This is a genomic window from Aquimarina sp. AU58, from assembly GCF_900312745.1.
Classification (GTDB): Bacteria; Bacteroidota; Bacteroidia; order Flavobacteriales; family Flavobacteriaceae; genus Aquimarina; species Aquimarina spinulae.
Genome location: NZ_OMPD01000014.1, coordinates 473,834 through 495,677, shown reverse-complemented (window position 1 = coordinate 495,677; position 21,844 = coordinate 473,834). Strand labels below are relative to the sequence as shown.

Annotated in this window: 17 protein-coding genes; 10 read left to right on the top strand and 7 right to left on the bottom strand. The window is 32.2% G+C overall.

The window, feature by feature from the left end:
- Positions 1-93 precede the first annotated feature (93 nt).
- From fbp to DK441_RS13800, 5 genes are all read left to right on the top strand, one after another.
- Positions 94-1,092: a class 1 fructose-bisphosphatase gene (gene fbp, locus DK441_RS13820; RefSeq protein WP_109851249.1), complete on the top strand. Its 999-nt coding sequence runs from the start codon at positions 94-96 to the stop codon at positions 1,090-1,092.
- Positions 1,093-1,333: 241 nt separating this feature from the next.
- Complete coding sequence (locus DK441_RS13815; RefSeq protein WP_024769913.1) at positions 1,334-1,687, top strand: fructose 1,6-bisphosphatase; 354 nt, start codon at positions 1,334-1,336, stop codon at positions 1,685-1,687.
- Positions 1,688-1,705: 18 nt separating this feature from the next.
- On the top strand, positions 1,706-2,530 hold the full coding sequence (locus tag DK441_RS13810) for a cell envelope biogenesis protein OmpA (RefSeq protein WP_109851248.1): 825 nt from the start codon (positions 1,706-1,708) through the stop codon (positions 2,528-2,530).
- Positions 2,517-3,011, top strand: coding sequence for a Rab family GTPase (locus tag DK441_RS13805; protein WP_025665780.1), 495 nt, complete (start codon positions 2,517-2,519; stop codon positions 3,009-3,011). The genes DK441_RS13810 and DK441_RS13805 overlap by 14 nt, the downstream gene beginning before the upstream one ends.
- Before the next feature lie 2 nt (positions 3,012-3,013).
- The gene (locus DK441_RS13800; RefSeq protein WP_109851247.1) at positions 3,014-4,555 is read left to right on the top strand and encodes an ATP-binding protein; all 1,542 of its coding nucleotides are present in this window, start codon (positions 3,014-3,016) and stop codon (positions 4,553-4,555) included.
- A 35-nt stretch (positions 4,556-4,590) separates the two neighbouring features.
- Here DK441_RS13800 and DK441_RS13795 read toward each other — a convergent pair whose 3' ends face one another.
- From DK441_RS13795 to DK441_RS13785, 3 genes are all read right to left on the bottom strand, one after another.
- Complete coding sequence (locus tag DK441_RS13795) at positions 4,591-5,022, bottom strand: TerB family tellurite resistance protein (RefSeq protein ID WP_109851246.1); 432 nt, start codon at positions 5,020-5,022, stop codon at positions 4,591-4,593.
- Between the two features lie 146 nt (positions 5,023-5,168).
- Positions 5,169-5,984 (bottom strand): SH3 domain-containing protein, encoded by an 816-nt coding sequence (locus tag DK441_RS13790; RefSeq protein ID WP_109851245.1) that lies wholly within the window; start codon positions 5,982-5,984, stop codon positions 5,169-5,171.
- Between the two features lie 542 nt (positions 5,985-6,526).
- A complete protein-coding gene (locus DK441_RS13785) occupies positions 6,527-7,621 on the bottom strand; it encodes a LamG domain-containing protein (RefSeq protein WP_160112094.1) in 1,095 nt (364 codons plus the stop codon).
- Between the two features lie 695 nt (positions 7,622-8,316).
- Between DK441_RS13785 and DK441_RS13780 the strand changes: the two genes are divergently transcribed.
- Positions 8,317-9,459, top strand: a complete 1,143-nt coding sequence (locus DK441_RS13780; RefSeq protein ID WP_109851243.1) for an aminotransferase class V-fold PLP-dependent enzyme — start codon at positions 8,317-8,319, stop codon at positions 9,457-9,459.
- 305 nt (positions 9,460-9,764) lie between these two features.
- A complete protein-coding gene (gene mfd / locus DK441_RS13775; RefSeq protein ID WP_370444340.1) occupies positions 9,765-13,079 on the top strand; it encodes a transcription-repair coupling factor in 3,315 nt (1,104 codons plus the stop codon).
- 79 nt (positions 13,080-13,158) lie between these two features.
- Here mfd and DK441_RS13770 read toward each other — a convergent pair whose 3' ends face one another.
- Positions 13,159-14,529, bottom strand: a complete 1,371-nt coding sequence (locus DK441_RS13770) for a hypothetical protein (protein WP_109851241.1) — start codon at positions 14,527-14,529, stop codon at positions 13,159-13,161.
- Between the two features lie 241 nt (positions 14,530-14,770).
- Here DK441_RS13770 and DK441_RS13765 point away from each other — a divergent pair, with 241 nt between their 5' ends.
- The 3 genes from DK441_RS13765 to DK441_RS13755 all read left to right on the top strand — a co-directional run bounded on the left by DK441_RS13765 (position 14,771) and on the right by DK441_RS13755 (position 17,613).
- Positions 14,771-15,091 (top strand): hypothetical protein, encoded by a 321-nt coding sequence (locus tag DK441_RS13765; protein ID WP_109851240.1) that lies wholly within the window; start codon positions 14,771-14,773, stop codon positions 15,089-15,091.
- Between the two features lie 378 nt (positions 15,092-15,469).
- Positions 15,470-16,330 (top strand): helix-turn-helix domain-containing protein, encoded by an 861-nt coding sequence (locus DK441_RS13760; protein WP_235015765.1) that lies wholly within the window; start codon positions 15,470-15,472, stop codon positions 16,328-16,330.
- A 92-nt stretch (positions 16,331-16,422) separates the two neighbouring features.
- Positions 16,423-17,613, top strand: coding sequence for a serine hydrolase (locus DK441_RS13755; protein ID WP_109851239.1), 1,191 nt, complete (start codon positions 16,423-16,425; stop codon positions 17,611-17,613).
- A gap of 608 nt (positions 17,614-18,221) precedes the next feature.
- Here DK441_RS13755 and DK441_RS13745 read toward each other — a convergent pair.
- The 3 genes from DK441_RS13745 to DK441_RS13735 all read right to left on the bottom strand — a co-directional run bounded on the left by DK441_RS13745 (position 18,222) and on the right by DK441_RS13735 (position 21,836).
- On the bottom strand, positions 18,222-19,154 hold the full coding sequence (locus tag DK441_RS13745) for an SMP-30/gluconolactonase/LRE family protein (protein ID WP_109851237.1): 933 nt from the start codon (positions 19,152-19,154) through the stop codon (positions 18,222-18,224).
- An 80-nt stretch (positions 19,155-19,234) separates the two neighbouring features.
- Positions 19,235-20,353, bottom strand: coding sequence for an AraC family transcriptional regulator (locus tag DK441_RS13740; protein ID WP_109851236.1), 1,119 nt, complete (start codon positions 20,351-20,353; stop codon positions 19,235-19,237).
- A 94-nt stretch (positions 20,354-20,447) separates the two neighbouring features.
- Positions 20,448-21,836: a clostripain-related cysteine peptidase gene (locus DK441_RS13735; protein ID WP_109851235.1), complete on the bottom strand. Its 1,389-nt coding sequence runs from the start codon at positions 21,834-21,836 to the stop codon at positions 20,448-20,450.
- Between the last annotated feature and the right edge of the window lie 8 nt (positions 21,837-21,844).

Below are 21,844 nucleotides of genomic sequence, written 5' to 3'. Positions count from 1 at the left end.
ACAATTCTTAATGAAGTTTAATAATTAAAACCTCCGAAAACGTTATAGTTACCTAAAAAATAATACTTTTGCAGCAACTAAAATTCACCATAAATGACAAGAAGAAATCAAACCCTAGGAGAATTTATAATAGAAAACCAAAAAGATTTCCCATATGCTAGTGGAGAACTTTCTCGTTTGATCAACTCTATTCGATTAGCTGCAAAAATGGTGAATCACGAGGTAAACAAAGCAGGATTAGTAGATATTACAGGAGCTGCAGGAGAAACCAATATACAAGGTGAAGATCAGCAAAAGCTAGATGTATTAGCTAATGAAACCTTTATCAATACGCTAACAAACAGAGAAATTGTATGCGGAATTGCTTCTGAAGAAAACGATGAATTCATTACTATAAAAGGACAAAAAAACGACCATCGCAATAATTATGTAGTGCTTATGGATCCTTTGGATGGAAGTTCTAATATAGACGTTAATGTTTCTGTGGGAACTATTTTCTCGATCTATCGCAGGATAACCCCTACGGGAACTCCTGTAACTCTGGATGATTTTTTACAGCCCGGTAATTTACAAGTGGCAGCTGGATATATAATTTATGGAACCTCTACTATGCTTGTGTATACTACAGGTCATGGTGTTAATGGTTTTACATTAAACCCTGCATTAGGGACATACTACTTATCACATCCCAACATGAAATTTCCAGAAGACGGTAACATATACTCGGTTAATGAAGGAAATTATATTCATTTCCCTCAAGGGATTAAAGATTATATTAAATATTGTCAGGAAGAAAAAGAAGATCGCCCATATACTTCTCGATATATTGGTTCTTTGGTAAGTGATATTCATCGTAATATGATAAAAGGAGGAGTTTACATGTACCCAAACACTTCAAAATCTCCTAATGGAAAACTTCGTCTTTTATACGAGTGTAATCCTATGGCTTTTATTGCAGAGCAGGCAGGAGGTAAAGCTAGTGATGGGTACAGACGAATTATGGACATCAAACCAACTCAACTACACGAGCGTACTCCTTTTATTTGTGGTAGTAAAAATATGGTCAAAAAAGTAGAGTCATTTATGAAATAAGTCTAAATAGATCAAAATAACCTTATTTTTTACTATCCTTGTATATCGAATATTTGTATTTTTATAAAACTTCGTATACCCTCACCCCAAATTTAAAAGTAAAACGTACAACACAATCTTTTTAAAAGAATAGGATTTTGAATTGATGAGATTAACATTATCGCCATTATAGCGGCTTTTTTAACGTTTTTATGTTAATTTTACGTAAGTTCAAAATTAAGAATCTAATAAACCGATTAAAATGGCTAAAGAAAATAAAGCTGTTGAAGAAAAAGTTGCTGATGACCCTTCTTCAAAAATAGAAGCAATAAAGAATTTGATCTTTGGGGAAAATATTGCTGCTTATAATTCAGAGTTTGAGAAAGTAAAAAAAGAAATTACTTCAAAAAAGAAAGAACTAGAAGACTTTATCGATGATACGCGTAAAGAGCTAAATCAAGCAATCGACAACCTAAGTACAGATATAAACATCAGAATCACCGAATTAGAAGATAATTTAGCTGATAAAACCGATATGCTGGATACCAAAAAAGTTGATAAAAAAACATTGGGAGATCTTCTTATCAATCTTGGTGAAAAAATCAACCAAAAATAATCCAATCTATCCAAAATTATGGAAGAGCAGGATAAACTTAAAATTCTTAAAGAACTTCTTTTTGCAGAAGAACACGAATTTGCTGACTCCATTGCTCAAAAAGTTGATGATTTAACCAAAATTGTTCACCAAAAAAAAGAACTCTCCCATAAAGTTGATCCTATTATTGATGATAAACTAGAAGAATTCGTACAGGAAATCCCTAAAACTCTGGGGCCAACTATTACAGAAACATTACGAGAAGAAATTAAAAACTCTCAAGATGCCGTGGTAGAAGCTTTATTTCCTATTATCGGTAAAATGATCAAGAAATATATCGCTCATGAAATGAAATTATTGAGCGAAAACATCAGCAGAAAAACAAAAAAAGCATTTTCCTTTAGAAACTGGTTTAGAAGAACCAAAGCCAAAGTTCAAGGAGTTAGCGAAGGAGATCTTGCTATAACGGATTACGCAAAACCAAGGCTAATCCAAATGTTTGTTATCGAAAAAAACTCTGGTATACTAATTGCAGATTACAGCCCGTTATCAGAAGGCACCATAGATAAAGAAATGGTTGCCGGAATGCTTACAGCAATAAAAAGTTTTGTTGAAGATGCTTTTGAAGGAGGAAATCAAAATTTAGAACTCATAGAATATGAATTGTATACTATACACATACAAAATTTTTATTCTTATTATGTAGCTGCCGTAATTTCTGGAGCATATACCATGATGTTTAAAGAAGTTCTGGAAGATCAGATTCTAGATTTTGCCAAAAATAATATTTCTAGCAAAGACTTAGAAAACAGTACCCTTTTTACTAAAAAATTAAAAAAACATTTTGCAGATGAAATTGTCTAAAAAAGTAGTCCTTTTAGGACACTTTGGTGTCGGAAAAACGTCTCTATTCAGACGTTTTATGGACAACGAATTTTCTGAAGAATACAAGGTAACCCTTGGAGTCCAAATAAAAAAGAAATTGATACAACTACCCGATGGTAGAGAACTATCTATGATCATCTGGGATACAGAAGGGCATTCTATTAGCATAGAAGACACCCGAAAATCATATCTCCTTGGTTCGCATGCCTTTATTTATGTCTTTGATCTTACCAGAGAAGAAACATATGCAACGCTTACCAAAGATCTAGAATACCTTAAAGAAAACTACATCAAAGTACCCGCCAGAGTATTAGGTAATAAGCTCGACCTGGTTAATGAAAAAGAAATCAGACGTCAACTTACCGAAAAAAATATTCCTTTTGATGGTCTAACCAGTGCTAAAACAAATAAAAATGTCGAGAGTTTCTTTTTAGATTTGGCAGAAGAAATAACCAAGTGAGCATGACGAAACATCAAAACGACCATTCGCAATTTAATCCTCAAGTACAAATCATTCATGTTACGTATGATAATATCATTACAGAAAGTGATCATACTTTTTTTAATTGGAAAGAAGGTACATTAATTTTTGATGCTCATCCCTTTTTTGAAATCCTGCGAGAATTTGAAAAAAACACCTCTTCTGGTAAAAAAGCATTAAACTTTCCCTGTATTCACTTAGAAGATGGTGAAATAGAAAAGATTTGCGACATCACATTTACTCTTGAAAAAGAAGAAATCATAATTATTCTTTTTGATTATACAGGGAAATATAAAGACCTGAATCAAATAGCACAGCAAAAAAATGAATCCATTTTATTAGCCAAAGAACTCGAACTTAAGAACAAATATCTTCTGGAAAAAGAAGAATTTAAGAATAGTTTTATTGCTAATATCAATCATGAGATAAGAACACCTCTCACAAGTATATTAGGGTTTGTAGAAGTCCTGGAAAAAACCAAGCTAACTTTCGAGCAAGAAGAACTTGCCAGGATTATAAAAAGAGAAAGCCTGCATCTTAACGCTCTTATAGACGATATGATCGATCTGTCTAAAATAGAATCAGGAAAACTAAAAATTGTAGAAGAACGTTTTGCTTTTCATACTTTAATAGATGGGTTTCGTGAATCTTATGCTAAGGTCGCCGAAGAAAAACAAATTACTTTTGAGACTAATATAGATCCCAGCATTCAGGAATATCTCATCGGAGACAGAACCAGGATATATCAGATTTTAAATAATATCCTAACCAATGCTTTTAAATTTACCGAAGAAGGAAAGGTTATTCTTTCGGTAACCAAAAATTATCAACGTACCAATAAGCTAAGTCTTAATTTTAAAATTGAAGATACCGGGATTGGGATTATGGAAGAAAACATCCCTTATCTTTTTGAACGATTTACTCGTTTTGATCTCGACAAACGAATTTCTGGGACTGGTCTTGGGCTAGCAATAGTAAAAAACCTGGTAGATCTTTTAAATGGAGAAATAAAAGTAACCAGTGAGCCAGAAAAAGGAACCACATTTAATATAAAACTCCCATTTAAATTTGAGATCATAAAAACGACTCCAGCACGAAAAAAGAAAAAATATAAATTGCCAAAAAGTGCAACCAAATATAGAATCCTGGTCGTAGAAGATGAAGAAATAACACAATATCTAATTATGAAGGTATTGATCTCACAAGGTAACTTTTTTGTTGATATTGCTATTAATGGCGAAGAAGCTATTAACTATATCGAACGACGCAAATATGATTTGATTTTAATGGATCTTACCGTTTCTAAAATCGATGGATATCAGGCCACGCATATGATCCGAAACAATTATGGAGATAAATTTATTTCTGAAGTACCTATTATTGGTTTTTCTGGTAAAGCTAATGATGCAGCCAGGGATAAATGTATACGATCCGGAATGGATGACTTTATAGCCAAACCCTTCGAGCAAGAAGAATTGATTTATAAAATCACAAGACAAATAGCAAAAAAGGCAGCCGATTAAGCTGCCTTTTTTTATGATTTAAAATAGATCCTTGATTATCTATTCATATTTTTAACCTCTTCTTCAAAAGTATCACTATCTACTCCCTGATCAACCAGGTTTAAAGCTTTATCAACTATGTATTTTGCATTTTCTGGATTAAACCCTAATCCAATACTTAGCTTTTCTAATAAAACTACCTGACCTTCACCCTTTACATGGTCTGCATAAACCATTCTAGACAAATCATACAAGCGCTCAAGTCTTCTTTCGTAACTTGTAGGAGGATTAATAGGATGTGTACTATAATCTTTTAAAATTTCTTTGTAATCATTCTCAGAAATACCCAGTCTGGTGGCTAATCTATCTAAAAAAGTCTTCTCTTCGTCAGTAATCACTCCATCACTCATTGCTATTTTTACAATTGCTGCAAAATGGTCCTGGTTTCTTTTCTGAAATCCGCTATCAAATAAATCAGATATTGACATTGTATACTTTTGTTTAATTTGCCGCAAATATAACTAAACTATATACCTTTTAAAATTAATAATTGTCATTTTTTTGAACTAGACTATTTGGATGCATAATTTGCTCAAAAAAGAAGGTTTTTTGAGCAATCGTTCTAATCTCTATTTTATGCAGAACAATCACAATCGTCAATAACTACAAGCCACCATTTATTATCAGCCACTATAAAATACATCGTTTTGATGATCCATTTTTTGTCTACAACATTCACTTTGACCTTTAGCCCATCTTTATAATTTGAAGGAATATCGATTTTTTCCATTTCAAAAACTTCATCCATCTCTAGATATCTGGGTAAACTGTCAATTCTTTTATAATATACCCCATCTGGACCGGGGCTTTTTTCGCAAAAACCTTCTTTCGGAAGTTCTTCTGCAAAAAAAACAGGGATATCTACTTTAGGCATTATAGCACTATAATTATCATAAGATTGATTAAGTACACAAGCAGCACCAGGGTTATATAATCTATAAAAACCTATATCTTTATGGATAAAATCTATAATCATTGGAGCTCTAAAATGTATCAAACTATCAATTTTTTTTCCAAAAAAGGAAGTTTGTAAAAAATATTCCAGAAAGGGCTCAAAATTTTTAAAATCGGCATTCTGTTTTATCGAAGTTTGCGAACCAAAAACCCATCCAATTTTACCACTATGTTCAATCTTATACCAAAAATCCTTATTCCCTCGAATAATTTGTTCCTCACCTTTTTCCAAAACACGACATACCGCTCCATCATTTAGAGTAAATACAACTTCTCCTGTTTTTGGATATTCGCGAACCCAAATATTATTTCCTGTTATTACTAAAGTTGTATCATTGGTGGTCAAAGTATATAGACCTGTATTACCTTCGATTTTCCCATAGCCTAAGTTCACCATAATAACAACTAAAAAAAATAATATTCTTACCTTTTTCATTTTACATTTTTTTTCAAATTTAAATAAGACTTGTTTTTAAAACTACCCTATTTTCAGTGAAATACTACTATTTGATGGCTTATGATCAGTTTAAAAGTTATACCAAACTCAACTACCCATAGTTTCATATAAGTATTAGAAATAAAACTATAAAAAAAATAAAGATTGAACACTTTATACATGTTCATCCAAAAACACACTCCTTGTAATATATTGACATCATTGACTTTACAACGTTTTTAAATTTTTGGCACGGCAATTGTTTATACTATATCCAAAGATGTATTACTAATTTAAAAATCATAAAATATGAAAACTTTATACATTAAATTCGGATTAAACTTTAAACCATTTATTAATTTTTTAAAACAACTACCTGCTTCTTCTAGTTATGCTATACACAGATAAGCCATGAGAAGATATAGGATAGCATCACTCCCATCGGGACTGGTATATAAAATGTAAAAAAGCGAGGTAATTTTGATCTCGCTTTTTGTTTTTGTTTACATTTTTCTAGTATCTAAAATTTTAGCACAAGAAATTTACTTTAATAATAAACCTTCGATTTTTTTCAATCGCGCCTCTAAAGCTTCATTTATTTTTTGCTGTTCTTTTAATTGTTTTTCCTGAGTAATCGTATATAAAGTAAGTTCTTCGATTTTTTCAAGAAGCTTCATATTCATAATCCCTAGTTCTACACCATACTTCTCCATTTCGATTGCAGAAGGGATATTAGGTAAATGTCCTTTTTCTTTAATATGATCTTGTACTTCTTCTATAGTTAATAGATCATACTCTTTGGTAAACACATAATCTGGTGCAGGAACGCTTAGGTCAATTTTTACTTCCTCGGCATGGATTTTTCCTTTTACAGTGAGTTTAGAATCTGGAGAAGAAGTGCCAATACCAACCGATTCTGTAGTGACATATACTTTTGAATTATCGGTTTTCCAACCACTCGAAATTGTATTTGAATCACCTCCAGCCAATGATTGAATTTCTGAATCAGTTAATACTCTATTAAATATCATAAACTCATCCATACTTCCTTTGAAATCGCTACCATAAGAATTTCCATTAAGAGAATATTTTTTTCCTATGCCCAAATTAGTGATCATTTGATTAAAACTTTGGGTCGCCCCTCGAACACCATTCAAATAACCTGTCATATTATTAGCATCAATTGTCAAACAAACCAAAGACCATTTTACTTGATTGGCTTGATCATATCCTCCTACAACAGTTTTCCAATCAGGCCGCCCCCACATTCGTATGGTTTGATTATAATATCCTACTCCCATAACATCAGGTGAATCACCAGTTAGATCAGTTAAAAATCTCGTATCATCGACAATCCCATCCGGTTTTATCCAAAATGCAATAGTCATTTGTGAAAGCTGTGGGATAAGAATTTGAATATAATCATCCACACCATCAAAATAATACGCTGTATTTTCTTGTCCATCTTTTCCTATAGCAGATGTAATATTTCCAAAAACAACACCATTATTGTTTCCCTTTACATCATTCGCATTACCGTTAAAAGGCCAATATCCTATTAGAGCATCGTTTGCAGTTTGTGCAATACCAAATGTTGATATAAGTACCAAAATGGCACTAAATAAAAAGTTTTTCATATTCATTGTTTTTATAAAATTGTTACTATTTCTTATCAATATTCTATTTTCTTTGTACATTACAACAAGAAGTCATTTGAGCTTTTAATTCTGGGCTGCAAAAATACATTTTGCACCCTAATTTCATCTTTCTTTCGCACCGTAGCTAAGGCTATGCTACTTAAAAAAGATATTATTATGTCACAAAAGCCTATTTTTTCGCTCCCAGACAAAAAGTTCAAATCACTTCTAATAAAACCCTCCCATGCCAAGGCACAGGAGAATTTTAAGAATTGCAAAAAATCAGCTAATAGCTGAAAAATAAAGGGGTAACCCTACCCTACATAGTCCAAAATTTCCTCCTGACTTAGTCCTACCCTGATCAGGATTTAAAATTGGATTTGTTATCATTGCAATCGTTTTATAGTGCAATAATAAAACATGCCAGTTTCGTTTTTCGGGACTGGCAAAAAAAAGTTGCTTTTTTTTTGATATTTTTTCTTCTTGTTCAAAAAAAGGCCTATATATCCTTATTTTATTGATCCCCCGAGCAAACTCAATTTTATATTCTTATGCTATTTTCTGATTAACGAAACTAAATTCTCGTATAATTAGGATAGTTTTAACTTTGATCAATATCATCACATATTCCTAATATCTACCTTTACAGAAAGCAATATTTATTGCTTTTTTATATTCAATAACAGATATAATACATGCAACATCAAAAACACCTCTTTGATCTATCAGACAATATCACTTATCTAAATGGGGCTTATATGGCTCCTCAATTAAAATCTGTAACAGAAGTTGGTCTTGCCTCTGTTATCCAAAAAGCCAGACCTAATGAAATCACACCCCAAGATTTTTTTACTCAAAGAGAGATTTTAAAACAACGTTTTGCCACTTTGGTCAACGCACCTGATTATAGAAACATTGCTATTATCCCCTCGGTATCCTACGGTATTGCGAATGCTGCTAATAACATCCCCATCAATCCTGGAGATGAAATTGTAGTAGTTGATGAACAGTTTCCCAGTAATGTATATGTTTGGCAAGAGGTAGCAAATAAACATAGTGCTTCTATAACGGTAATCAAACCTCCAAAAAGCTTTAAGGATCGAGGTGCACTATGGAATCAGAATATCCTGAATGCCATTACCAGAAAAACTGCTGTTGTAGCAATGTCTCATGTGCACTGGGCAGATGGCACATTGTTTGACCTAAAGGCAATACGCGCAAAGACTAAAGATGTAAATGCTTTTTTAATCATTGACGGGACTCAAAGTGTAGGAGCACTTCCTTTCTCTGTTTCAGAAATTAAACCCGATGCCTTAATTTGTGCAGGATATAAATGGTTACTTGGTCCTTATTCTACTGGAGTAGCATATTATGGAGATGCTTTTAATGAAGGAACACCTATAGAGCATAACTGGATGAACCGTTATAACAGTGAAGATTTTACCAGATTAACCCAATATGAAGATCGCTATAAGGAAAAGGCTGCCAGATATTCGGTTGGAGAATCTAGTAATTTTGTATTAACCCCAATGTTGATTCGCGCTATAGAACAATTAATCGAATGGTCACCAGAAGCTATCCAGCAATATTGTAAAACGATCTCTACAACTGCCATACAACAGCTTAGAAACTTAGGTTGTTTTATCGAAGAAGATCATCATAGAGCGCATCATCTTTTTGGTATTTATTTACCAGATCATATCGATTTAGAAAAATTAAAAACGAAACTAAAAAAAGAAAACATCTTTATTTCTTTTCGTGGTAATGCCATTCGAGTTTCTTCTAATGTATACAATTCTGAAACAGATTTTAATCGATTACTAGCACAATTTGATTAATATAAGTTAAAACAGATTAAATATATATTTTTTGGCGTGCCCTTCGGGTCGGGCTATCTGCTATATCTTTTGCTTATAAAAAACCCTTTAAACAGTTTTAAACCCGAATTATGCATTAGAACAAACAGCTTGGATTTCAAAATATAACAAGCAAAAGGATGCCGCTACTATCCCTCACGTAATACATTCTAACATAGAAATTTAAAATCCCTTTGCCAGAAATTGATATAGCTCTTATATTTGCCATAAAACATCATTACGTGAGTGTAAATTTAATCTCGCAAATTGTTGCACAGTCTCAGCAAATGCAGAAACTGGGAGAAGCTATTGCCCAGCCTGAAACAAAAATACATCTGCAAGGAAGTATTGGATCATCGTTATCATTTATTATTCAAAACAGCTTTACACAAGCCGAAAAACCATTTCTCTGTATTTTTAATGACAAAGAAGAGGCTGCGTATTACCTCAATGATCTCGAACAACTACTTGGGGATAAAAATGTGCTTTTTTACCCCGGGAGTTATCGTAGACCCTACCAAATTGAAGAAACCGATAATGCAAATGTATTACTAAGAGCCGAAGTACTTAATCGCATCAATTCCAGAAAAAAACCAGCACTAATTATTACTTATCCTGATGCATTATTCGAAAAAGTAGTAACTCGAAAAGAACTCGAAAAAAATACCTTAAAAATTAATATTAATGATACGCTTTCGCTCGATTTTGTAAATGAAGTGTTATTCGAATATCAGTTTCAAAGAGTAGATTTTGTTACCGAACCTGGAGAATTTTCGGTTCGTGGAGGAATTGTAGATGTGTTTTCTTTTAGTAATGATGAGCCCTATAGAATCGAATTTTTTGGCGATGAAGTTGATAGTATTAGAACTTTTGATGTAGAAACTCAACTATCTACAGATCAAATTAAAAAAATCTCTATCATCCCCAATGTCGAGAACAAAGCATTGCAAGAAACCAGAGAGAGTTTCTTAAAATATATTACTTCGAAAACAGTAATTGTCACAAAAGACATTGACCTTCTTTCTGCCAGAATTGATAAAAATTTCGAAAAAGCCGAAGAGGCCTTCAAAACGCTTTCAAAGGATATCAAGCATGGTACCCCAACAGAACTTTTTGCTACATCAGAACTAATCAAAAAGCAATTATTGGGCTTTACATTGATCGAAATCGGTAACCGTCCTATTACCAAAGCAGATTATGCCATAAAATTTGACACCAAACCTCAACCTTCTTTCAATAAACAATTCGATTTACTGATCAAAAAACTGAATGAGAATCATGAAACGGGTTATAAGAACTATATCTTCTGTGTAAGTGAACAACAGGCAAAACGCTTTCATGATATTTTTGATGATGCAGATCTTGATGTAAAACAATACGAAACTATTGTTTTTTCTGCCTTTCAAGGGTTTATTGATCACGACCGTAAAATTGCATGCTATACAGATCACCAGATATTCGAACGTTACCATAAGTTTAATCTTAAAAATGGATATGCCAAAAAGCAGGCTATCACTCTAAAAGAGCTCACCAATCTGGATGTAGGTGATTATGTAACTCATATTGATCATGGGATTGGTAAATTTGGTGGATTACAGAAGATAGATGTTGAAGGTAGAAAACAAGAAGCTATCAAACTAATTTATGGAGAAAGAGATGTACTATACTTAAGTATACATTCGCTTCATAAAATTTCAAAGTTTAATGGTAAAGATGGTAAACCTCCGCAGCTATACAAATTAGGTTCTAAAGCCTGGAAAACACTTAAACAAAAGACCAAAGCTCGGGTAAAACATATAGCTTTCAATTTGATTCAGTTATATGCAAAGCGGAAACTACAAAAAGGATTTCAGTACAATCCAGATAGTTATTTACAACATGAGTTAGAGGCTTCTTTTATATATGAAGATACCCCCGATCAAAGTACGGCTACAGAAGCCGTAAAAACCGATATGGAAAGTGAACGCCCAATGGATCGGCTTATTTGTGGAGATGTTGGTTTTGGTAAAACCGAAGTCGCTATTCGGGCAGCATTTAAGGCTGTTGATAATGGAAAACAAGTCGCTATTCTGGTACCCACTACTATTCTTGCATTTCAACATGCAAAAACGTTTAGAGAACGTCTTAAAGATTTTCCGGTAACAGTAGAATATATAAATCGTTTTCGCACAGCAAAACAAAAAAGAGAGACTCTCGAAGATCTAGCCGTAGGTAAAGTAGATATCATTATCGGGACTCACCAGCTAGTTAACAAAAATGTGAAGTTTAAAGATCTCGGATTATTGGTTATTGACGAAGAACAAAAATTTGGAGTATCGGTAAAAGATAAACTCAAGACCATAAAAGAAAATGTAGATACGCTAACTTTAACTGCTACACCAATCCCAAGAACATTACAGTTTAGCCTTATGGCAGCACGGGATTTATCTACCATTACGACTCCCCCTCCTAATCGTTATCCCATTGAGACCAACGTAATACGATTTAGCGAAGAAACAATACGAGATGCTGTAAGTTATGAAATCCAACGTGGTGGTCAGGTGTTTTTTATTCATAACAGAATCGAAAACATTAAAGAGGTTGCGGGGATGGTACAACGCTTAGTTCCCGATGCCAAAGTAGGCGTTGGTCATGGGCAAATGGAAGGAAAAAAACTAGAAAGCCTCATGCTTTCTTTTATGAATGGAGAGTTTGATGTATTAATTTCTACCACTATTGTAGAAAGCGGGTTAGATGTTCCGAATGCAAATACCATTTTTATCAATAATGCCAATAATTTTGGACTTTCTGATCTGCACCAAATGCGAGGACGTGTAGGTCGAAGTAATAAAAAAGCATTTTGTTACTTTATCACTCCTCCCTATTCTGCTATGACCGAAGATGCCCGTAAACGTATCACAGCACTAGAGCAATTCTCTGAACTGGGAAGTGGTTTTAATATTGCGATGAAAGATCTCGAAATTCGAGGAGCAGGAGACCTATTAGGAGGAGAGCAGAGTGGATTTATTAATGAAATTGGTTTCGAAACATACCAGAAAATCCTAAATGAAGCCATCGAAGAACTCAAAGAAAATGAGTTTGCAGAATTATATAAAGAAGAAGCAACAGATAAGGTATATTTAAAAGATACACAGATCGATACCGATTTCGAATTGCTATTCCCAGATGATTATATCAATAATATTACCGAACGTCTTAGCCTATACACCGAGCTTAATACAATCAAAAAAGAATCAGATTTACAGGAGTACGAAAAACGATTGATTGACCGTTTTGGTGAATTACCAGATCAGGCGGTAGATTTATTAAATTCGGTTCGAATCAAATGGATTGCCACATCTATTGGGTTAGAAAAAATTATTATGAAACAAGATAAATTGATTGGCTATTTTATTAGTGATCAACAATCTGGTTTTTATCAAAGTCCGGCATTTACATATGTATTGCAATTTGTACAACAAAATCCTGGAATTTGTAAAATGAAAGAAAAGAACACCAGGAATGGGTTACGCTTATTGTTAACTTTTGAAAATGTTAATTCTGTTGATAAGGCACTGCAAGTATTGCAACCGCTACAACCTAAAATTGATATTGAAGCATAATGATAATAAGTAACATGAGTTCAATAGAAAATTACATCGAACTCATGTTAATTTAAGAATATCAAAAGGTTCGATAAAACTAATAATTGTACTTTTGAAGTTCATTAATTATTTCTTCAAAATCTTTATTCTTTTTAAAAGACTTATTGTAATCGGGATTGCTAAAGGTCAATGATTCTGTAAACATAGTATTGCTGTTTTCAGAAGAATTCTCATCTGTAAAAAAACCTTTATAACTTAAAAATTTGGTCTCCTCATATTTTAAATTTTCTACCTCAAAATGAGGATAGAGGTCAAAAAACTCCTGAGGTAGTTTTGGTATAGTTTGATATGCAAGCTCATTACTTTGAAAAACCCACCTATCATAACGATCTTGATTCTCGTTAAAATCACTAATTTGATGTGACCATCTGGATACTTTAGTAGTATATTTTTGACTCGTTGTAAACTCAAAAGCATTTTTAGAACTATTGATCAGTTTGAAATCTGTACTGTATGGTAGAATAGTTATAGCTTCAAGTGAAGGAGATACTTTTTGATTTTGATATGAATAACTATAATTTTTTGCAGTATTCGATGTAGTAATATGTATATAAAAATTATAAAAACCCTCTAGTATACCAAAAGTAGATGCTGCTTCGCTTTCAATTTTAGTAATTGAAGCTGTTTCAAATATTTCTTCTGTTGTAAGATTAGCTCTCAAACCTTTAGAATAAGTATTCCCATCGTTTGGTAAATTAATAGGGATATACGAATCAAATTCTTTTAGCTCACTTCCGTCTATAATAATTTCTTGTTGGTCTTGTACATTATCAATAAAAAAATATTTTGATTTTTCTGATTTAAAATGAACTGTAATTAAAAATTTATTCTGATTTTCATCGCATGAAATAGGCTCGTAATTTATTGAGTTGGTAGTTTCAGAAGACGAACTCCAAATACTACCTCTATTGTTTGAAGATACCTTAGCACCACTATGCCCACTAATATTTTGAATTTTCAAGGAGAAACTTTTTAATCTCTCATTTGTTTTTTTTGTAGTTGCAGTAATACTACTAGGATCATATCCTTTAAAATCCCAAATTGTTCCTTTTTTAATATTAAAAGATGATTTTAAAAAATTGATTTGTGAAAATTCTCTGTTTCTGTATATAAATCTAGAAACTGTAAAAGACTCTTTCTCCTCTCCTTTTTTTGCTTTAAAAACGTATTCTTTATTATTTTCTATCTGGGTGTGAGCCAAAATATTTCCTTCGTTATCATTAATAATAAGATAGCCCGAATTCACTATTTCACCAATATAAAATTCATTTACCTTTAAGGTAAAGTACGTGATACTGTCATTTACAGATTCAGTTCCAGCATCTGTATCTGGGTTAAGTATAGGTTCATCATCTTTTGAACAACTAACAGTAATGGCAAGTAAAGCTAAAAATAATAATTTCTTCATAATATGTTTTCTATGATATAAATACCTTCGAAATATAAATGTCTTAGCAGAGATAAATGTTACTCTTTTTTATAGAAATCTAAAATTTCTGTACTGATTTTACATTTTTTTCTAATCCTAAAAAACCATCCGTCGATAAAAAATAACACTTTAACGATAGTTTTAATGTGTTTTACCGACAAATACCTTTTAACGAGGTATATATTTTTTAATTTTATCATCATATAAACCAACATTGATTATGAATACAAGAGAAGAATTTAGTTTTTTAAAAGATTCCTGGAAACAATTACAAAAGATAAATAATCGAGTTAGTCAATTGATAGATGGTTTTAATACCAATAAACTATATGCAATAAATTATTCAAACCTAAAGAAGAGATTTACAGAAGAAATAGAAAACTATAAAAACAATCCAGAATTAATCGATATAGAAGAATTTTCTATGAATTATTCTTTTGGGTATCATTGCTTTAATAATATTGATGATGTATACAGTAAAGAAGCAATGTACATTGAAGTTAAAAGTTATCTAAGAGCATTAAAAATAAGAACAGCATAGTACTTCTTAAATAAACGTTCTTAGTCTATAATTCAAAATCAATCCATAATTTGCATAACCGCCAATGCCTTACATCACCAATAATCAATACACCTAAATTCACTTTCCCAAAAACATATAGGAATTACTATTAGCATAACTGCCGCCATCTCTAACCTTAAAAGTGTTTAAAAACACAAGTATGTTATCTACAAAAAATTATTTCTAGAAAAATTCATAACACATTCCATAGAATAATTCCTATATTTCGAATTCTAGAGATTCTTTTACAAATCCTTGAAACGCATTGCTATACATTGATTGTCGGGTGAATGTCGGGTGAAATACAAGCTAAAAAATTTGAGAACCTATTTCTGAGAACTAATATTGCTGAACAAAATGAAAATTAATCAAATCATGAAACAGCCAGAATTAGGTCAAAAAATTTCTGAACTCAGAAAATCTAAAGGACTTACTCAAGAAGAACTGGTAGAACAATGTAATATTAGTGTTCGTACGATCCAGCGTATTGAAGCTGGAGAAGTAACTCCAAGAAGTTATACTATAAAAACCATTTTATCAGCACTGAACTATGACCTCGAAAGAATACAAACAGAAGAATCCCGAGTAACTAAAGAGTTTAAAAAATTATTTCTCCTCGATATAGATGATAGTAAAGAAGTTGGTTTTCTAATCAAACAACTTTCTATCGCATGGATCAGTGGGATCGTATATTTTATTATTGGATTTGCAGAAATTGTTGTAGACTATTACAGATACACCGAAGATCTAATGGTTACAAATAACATTGTTTATATTGTATTAAAAATAGCCATGCTGGCTTCAGTTATTCTATTTACTAGAGGGTTTATTCTCACCGGAAAGATTTTTAAAAATTACCTATTACGAATTACTGCATTCATTTTTATTTTTATTGGAGTATTATTTTATATCTATGATATTCTATCACTATACATTGTTGATTTTGATTATCAGTTCGTTCTGGGAGCCGAAGCAGTAACTTATGGCGTTATTGGAATATTATTTGGGATATCGATATTACGTCTGCAAAATGGCCTAGGAACACTTGCCACTGTGACGGGTATTTTTGAAATCATTACCTATGGTTTTATGGTTACCATCATTTTATCTCTTATTGGATTGGTTTTACTTACTCCTACAATTATTCTAGAAATCATCCTACTTTATAAAGTTTCTCAAATGCTAAAAGCAAAGCAAAAAGAAATTGCTCTTGGTTAACTATTAAAAATATGTTCTAAACATTTTATAAAATCATTGAATTGTTATTCAGTGATAGTATCTCGTATATCCTATTTTAAATAAATATCATCATGAAAAAAATATGCATCATATCTATTTTGGTAATTGTTATCCCATTATTATTTTATCTATTAGAGCCTATTTTTGTTCATACTTCTGGTTGGTCTGCCTTTCCTAAAATCACCAAATCACAACCAGTTGTACAGCATCAAGATTCGATTTCAAAAAAAGCAGATAGTCTTCTCCAAGATATATTTACTCGTATAGAAACACCTGCAATTTCTGTTGCCGTTGGTAAAAACGGTAAAATAGTTTGGGCCAATGCCATTGGTTATGAGGATATAGAAAAAGACAAAAAAGTGAGTTTAAAAACAAAATTTAGAATTGGTAGTACTTCAAAAGCCGTGACTTCGATTGGATTAGGAGTTCTTCTTCAAAACAGGAAGCTCAGTTTTGATTCTAAAGTCAAAGAATTTGTCCCATATGCCAGTAAAACGCTTTCAGAAATAACATTAAGACAACTTGCTTCTCATACTTCGGGAATACGTAATTACGGAATCTGTTCTTGTTTCCCCATTTGGGAATATTACAACAATGATGAGTATGCTACCACCAAAGAAAGTGTTGCTGTGTTTAATAATGATGACTTATTATTCTCCCCGGGTACAGATTTCAGCTATAGCACTTACAACTATACACTACTTAGTGCAATGATTGAAGGAGCTTCAGAAATGGATTTTCCTGATTTTATGAAAACTTCTGTATTCAACCCCATTGGCACAAACATTAACATCGAAAAAAAATCTATCAAAATAAAAAATCTATCAAAATTTTATGAAGTCGAAAACAATCAATACAAAGAGGTATACAAGGTAAACAATAGTAATAAATGGGCTGGCGGTGGTTTTATAGCAACCCCAACAGATCTTGTAACCTTAGGAAATGCATTTCTAAATCATAAACTCCTAAACAAAAGAACTGTACAATCCCTTACACAACCTGTAACCTTAACCAATGGACAAATAAATGAGCAGAGTTATGCTATTGGTTGGCGAAGTCATATATCAAAATCAGTTTTTAAGGACAATTATCCCGTTCAGGTTTTTCATCATGCCGGTATGGCAACGGGAGCAACATCAATCTTTGTATTATTTCCAGAATATAATGCATCAATCTCTCTATTAATAAACAAAACCGAACCACCATCTACCCTTTTTAAATACGCATACGATTTAATACATCTTTTTATCCATAAACCTTAATATTATGAAAAGCCTAATCTTATTAGCTTTATTACTCATCTTAAGCATCCTAAAAGCAATGGTGTAAGCACTAATTACAATGTATAATAAAGTGAAAAAGGTGGGAATCCATTGATTCCCACCTTTACTAATTTTAAATACTCACTATTACTTAAAATTGAATTAATCTCACTGCTTTTTTCTATCAAACTGCTCCTCCAAATGAGTTTTGATCGTACCTCTCTTAGCTAATCAACATTTACTACAAGAAGTCCAAACTCCATTAATACATTCAATTTCATTTATAGGCCCTAGACAAGGGATTAGTAAAAAGCTTGAAGAACAAATATCTCCTTCCCTAGGACAAACTGAATTATTAAAGCGCCCTCCATTAATATTTACTTTAGCATTTCTATCTAATGGTTTAACTTGTTTTAATTGTAAAATTGATTGTAACATAATGATATAGATTTAAGATGAATAATTAATGATATAGATCAACCTAATATGAACTACATAACCTATTTTTAAGTAGTATTTTTGGTTTATCCCAAATTTAAGATCTATCTATATTATGAATCGACCTTTTGTATACAATCAAACCTATTGACATCTATTTTGTAATAATTTTAATAAAATTTAATCTTTCTAACTCCTCCTGTTCCTCCAAATTCTGATATATAAATTGCCGTACGCAATGGGTCAGAAGTAATCCCGTTCGGACCATTAAACGATGCTTCTTTAAGTAACCCATCAGTTTGAGCAGCATCTCCGGTACCCGCAAACTCCTCTACTGTACCATCCATAGAAATTTTAAATATTTTATTAACTCCAATACCAGTAGCAAAAATCGTATTTCTAATAACAGTTATATACCCAATTCCAAAACCATTAACCACGGCATCGGTAATAGTTGTAATAAGAGATACATTTCCTTCTGGATCTATAGATAAAATATCTGCCGTACCAAAATTGCCAACAATTAAATTTCCTTTACGATCAAAATCAATCCCTACACCACCTGCTAATTTAGGGTCTGATGCATATACGGTTACTTCTCCTTCTGTAGTGATTTTATGAACCGTCGGGGTGCCAAAATTTGACACATATAGATTATTATTATGATCCAAAGTTAACCCAGATGGGAAACCACTAATAGCTGCCAATACAGTTTGTGTACCATCTGGTGTAATTTTAAGAACATCTCCTGATCCACCACCACTACTGTTAACAACATACAGGTTACCTTGTAGGTCAATTGCATTCCCTAATGGACCTGTTAAGTTTGACGCGAATTCTGTAACCTCACCATTTTTGGATATTTTAAAAACCCTCGTTCCATTACCATTTGCTCCTGCAAACTGACCAAACTCGGAGACATAAATATTGCCATATTTATCTACACTAACAGCATCATTACCAAAAAAAGGAGAAACTACAGTTTCTACCTCGAGGTCTGGATCAAATCCATCTCCGTAACAAGAAATTAGTGTGATTGATATCGAGGATAAAACAAAAAGCATTACTGCTTTTATACTAATGTGTTTAATACATGTTTTCATGTTGAATGATTTTTTAAGTTTGCTCTAAAGTATTTAGGCACTTCATAAAAATCGACGGTTTGGATCAATTCGCACTTATTTTAAGCTGCCTTTAATCCTTTAATGTAATTCCTTGGCGTATCCTTAACCTCTAATTTAAAGGCCTTATTAAAAGTAGATTTCGAATTAAAACCAACTTCCATAGCAATGGCAAGTATCGTATGATGAAGATGTTCGTTATTATCTATCTTTGATAAAAATTCCTGTATCCTAAAATGATTAATGTAATCATAAAAGTTACTTTTTGACACATGATTAAGATACCATGAAATATTATGAGTAGAGGTATGTAATCTTAGAGAGAGGTCGCGAAGCGTTAAATCAGATTTTAGAAAAATCTTTTCTTTCTCGATTAGGGTATTTAATTCTTTTCCTATTGAAATAATCTGATCTTGCGGTAAACGTTGCTGTGATTTTGTTTTTTCTTTTTGAAACGATATTCTAAACAACTCTGGTTCTTTAAGACTATAATATCCGATTACAAATATAAATATTGAGATTGTACCCCAAACCGAGTTATAACTAATAAATTTTATAGAATAATTAAAAAAGTTCATCGAGATAAAACTGATCATCCAAACCGTAATGACAATAAAGATTGAGATTTGAAAAAATTTCAAAAACGACACCAAACTTTGAGTATAAGAAACATGGTTTTTCTCGTTATGAATATATGTCTTTAAAATTTTCACATTAAGAATCCAATAGTATACATTAGAAACAATCCCTGCTCCCTCAATAATTAAAAAAGGTGTTTTAAAGAATCCCGCCGATAAATTATCCAAAAACTCATCTCCATTAAAAGAAAAAATGTAAAACGAAAATAAAAGATGAAAACTTACAGGTATATAATGAGACCAGGAAAGTCTAAATGTGTCATTTTTAGAAAATATTAATCGTCTGCTATACATATAACATAGTGGTCCAAATAAGAAGATCACCGAATCAATAAGAATTGCCCATTGAAATAATCTTGCAGTCAAAAATTTAAAAAAAATCATTCTCCCCAAAAGCATAAAAACAGAAAGCATTAGCATAATCGAAAGGATTTTGTTTGCTGCTTTGTTTTTGTTTTTAATAATCTGAAGAGTAACTGCTAAAAAAACACCCTGGCTTATCCCAAAAAAAAGTATAAGATCGATGAATTCGAAAGATTGCATTAACAAATAATTACTGTTTACCACAAAACTACCATATTATCTCATACTTTTCGACCGAATGGATCATATCGCACTTTTAAAAATGAAGTTATCCTTATTTTGTAAAAAGAAAGTCCAAATATTCGTAAAAGTTATCTACTTTTTCATTTTCTGGTTTCATGCCATCGCTACACCAGTCATATAAACCATAAGCACCTGTTATATGCTTTTGATCGTATGGACTAAACCATTTTTTTGAATGTTCCCAAAAAGTTTTCCCAGTTGGAGGGTACACCTTATTTCCTTGAGGAGCAATTATATAAACGCCATTTTTCCCTTCTTCAAAATTGCTTTTTTTTGGCAAAGGACCTTTACCTCCATAATACGAGTACAATACCAATTGATCTATGATTTTACAAACTTCACTTGCTTTTGCTCTGGTTTTTTGATCTAATTTTTGATTATTGCTAATTTGCTGTGCAAAATCATAAGCATCTATATAAGGAAAGGCTACTTCTTGTTTTACTTCTTCAACACCTTTTTCATTGTAATATCCAGAAGCCTGTTCTATAATGGAGTATATATCAGCATTTTTTTCTACAGAAAGAAGTCTTGCTAATTCGTCTATTTTTAATTTAACATCAGTAATCTTAATATTATTAAATAACCCCCAAGAAGACCATCGTTGGTTATCATATATTTCTTCTATGAGCAATTTCGAGAATTGATCTGGAGTCATTTTAAATGGATTAAGGGGGTTTTCTTTTCCCGATTCAAAATAATTATTCTCTTTACTGGTTTTTCCATCTGTTTGTAAGCGACTAAATATACTTTTATAATCCCATGAAGCTGACACAGGAGCCGAAGCAAGGATATAATTCGCAGAAAATGAAGTCTCGCTGGGCCTCCATTCATAAAAATTTTCCAATCCTGCCATCGAGCATACATCTAATCCTAATACATCTACCGATTCTTCATTAGACAAGACTTCACCGAGTTCAGTAGAATGTAGAGCATCATCAACTCCTGCTTCTCTGTCTGGACACATGCGCCAGCCATTTCCATGTGATCGCAGAATCAACATATAATGTTTGGCAGGATAATATTTCTTACAATATATGATAAACCGCTTTAATAGATCAGCATCCCCCATATTAGCCTCATGGGATGCTTCTTTTTTCAATTCTGGCAGTATCTCTTTTCCCGATAATTCTTGATAGCTGTTATCATCAAATTTATAAAGTTTGGTGTCTGTGAAATTTTCACCTAGAGTCTTTGAATCTTTAGAATACCCTTCGATTCTATCTATTAGTGTAATTACCTCATAGCCTTTCGATTGTTTTCCTTTAATCATCTGATCCATATTTTGTAAAAGATCTAGTTCCGAAGAATTTGATCCAGCAGCATAATACATGATCGTCCAACCATTATCGGTTTGGCTATGAATCGTTGTTGTAGATAAAGTAAAAAGAATAATAAATAATATTTTGAAGACGTTTTTCATTAAAATTA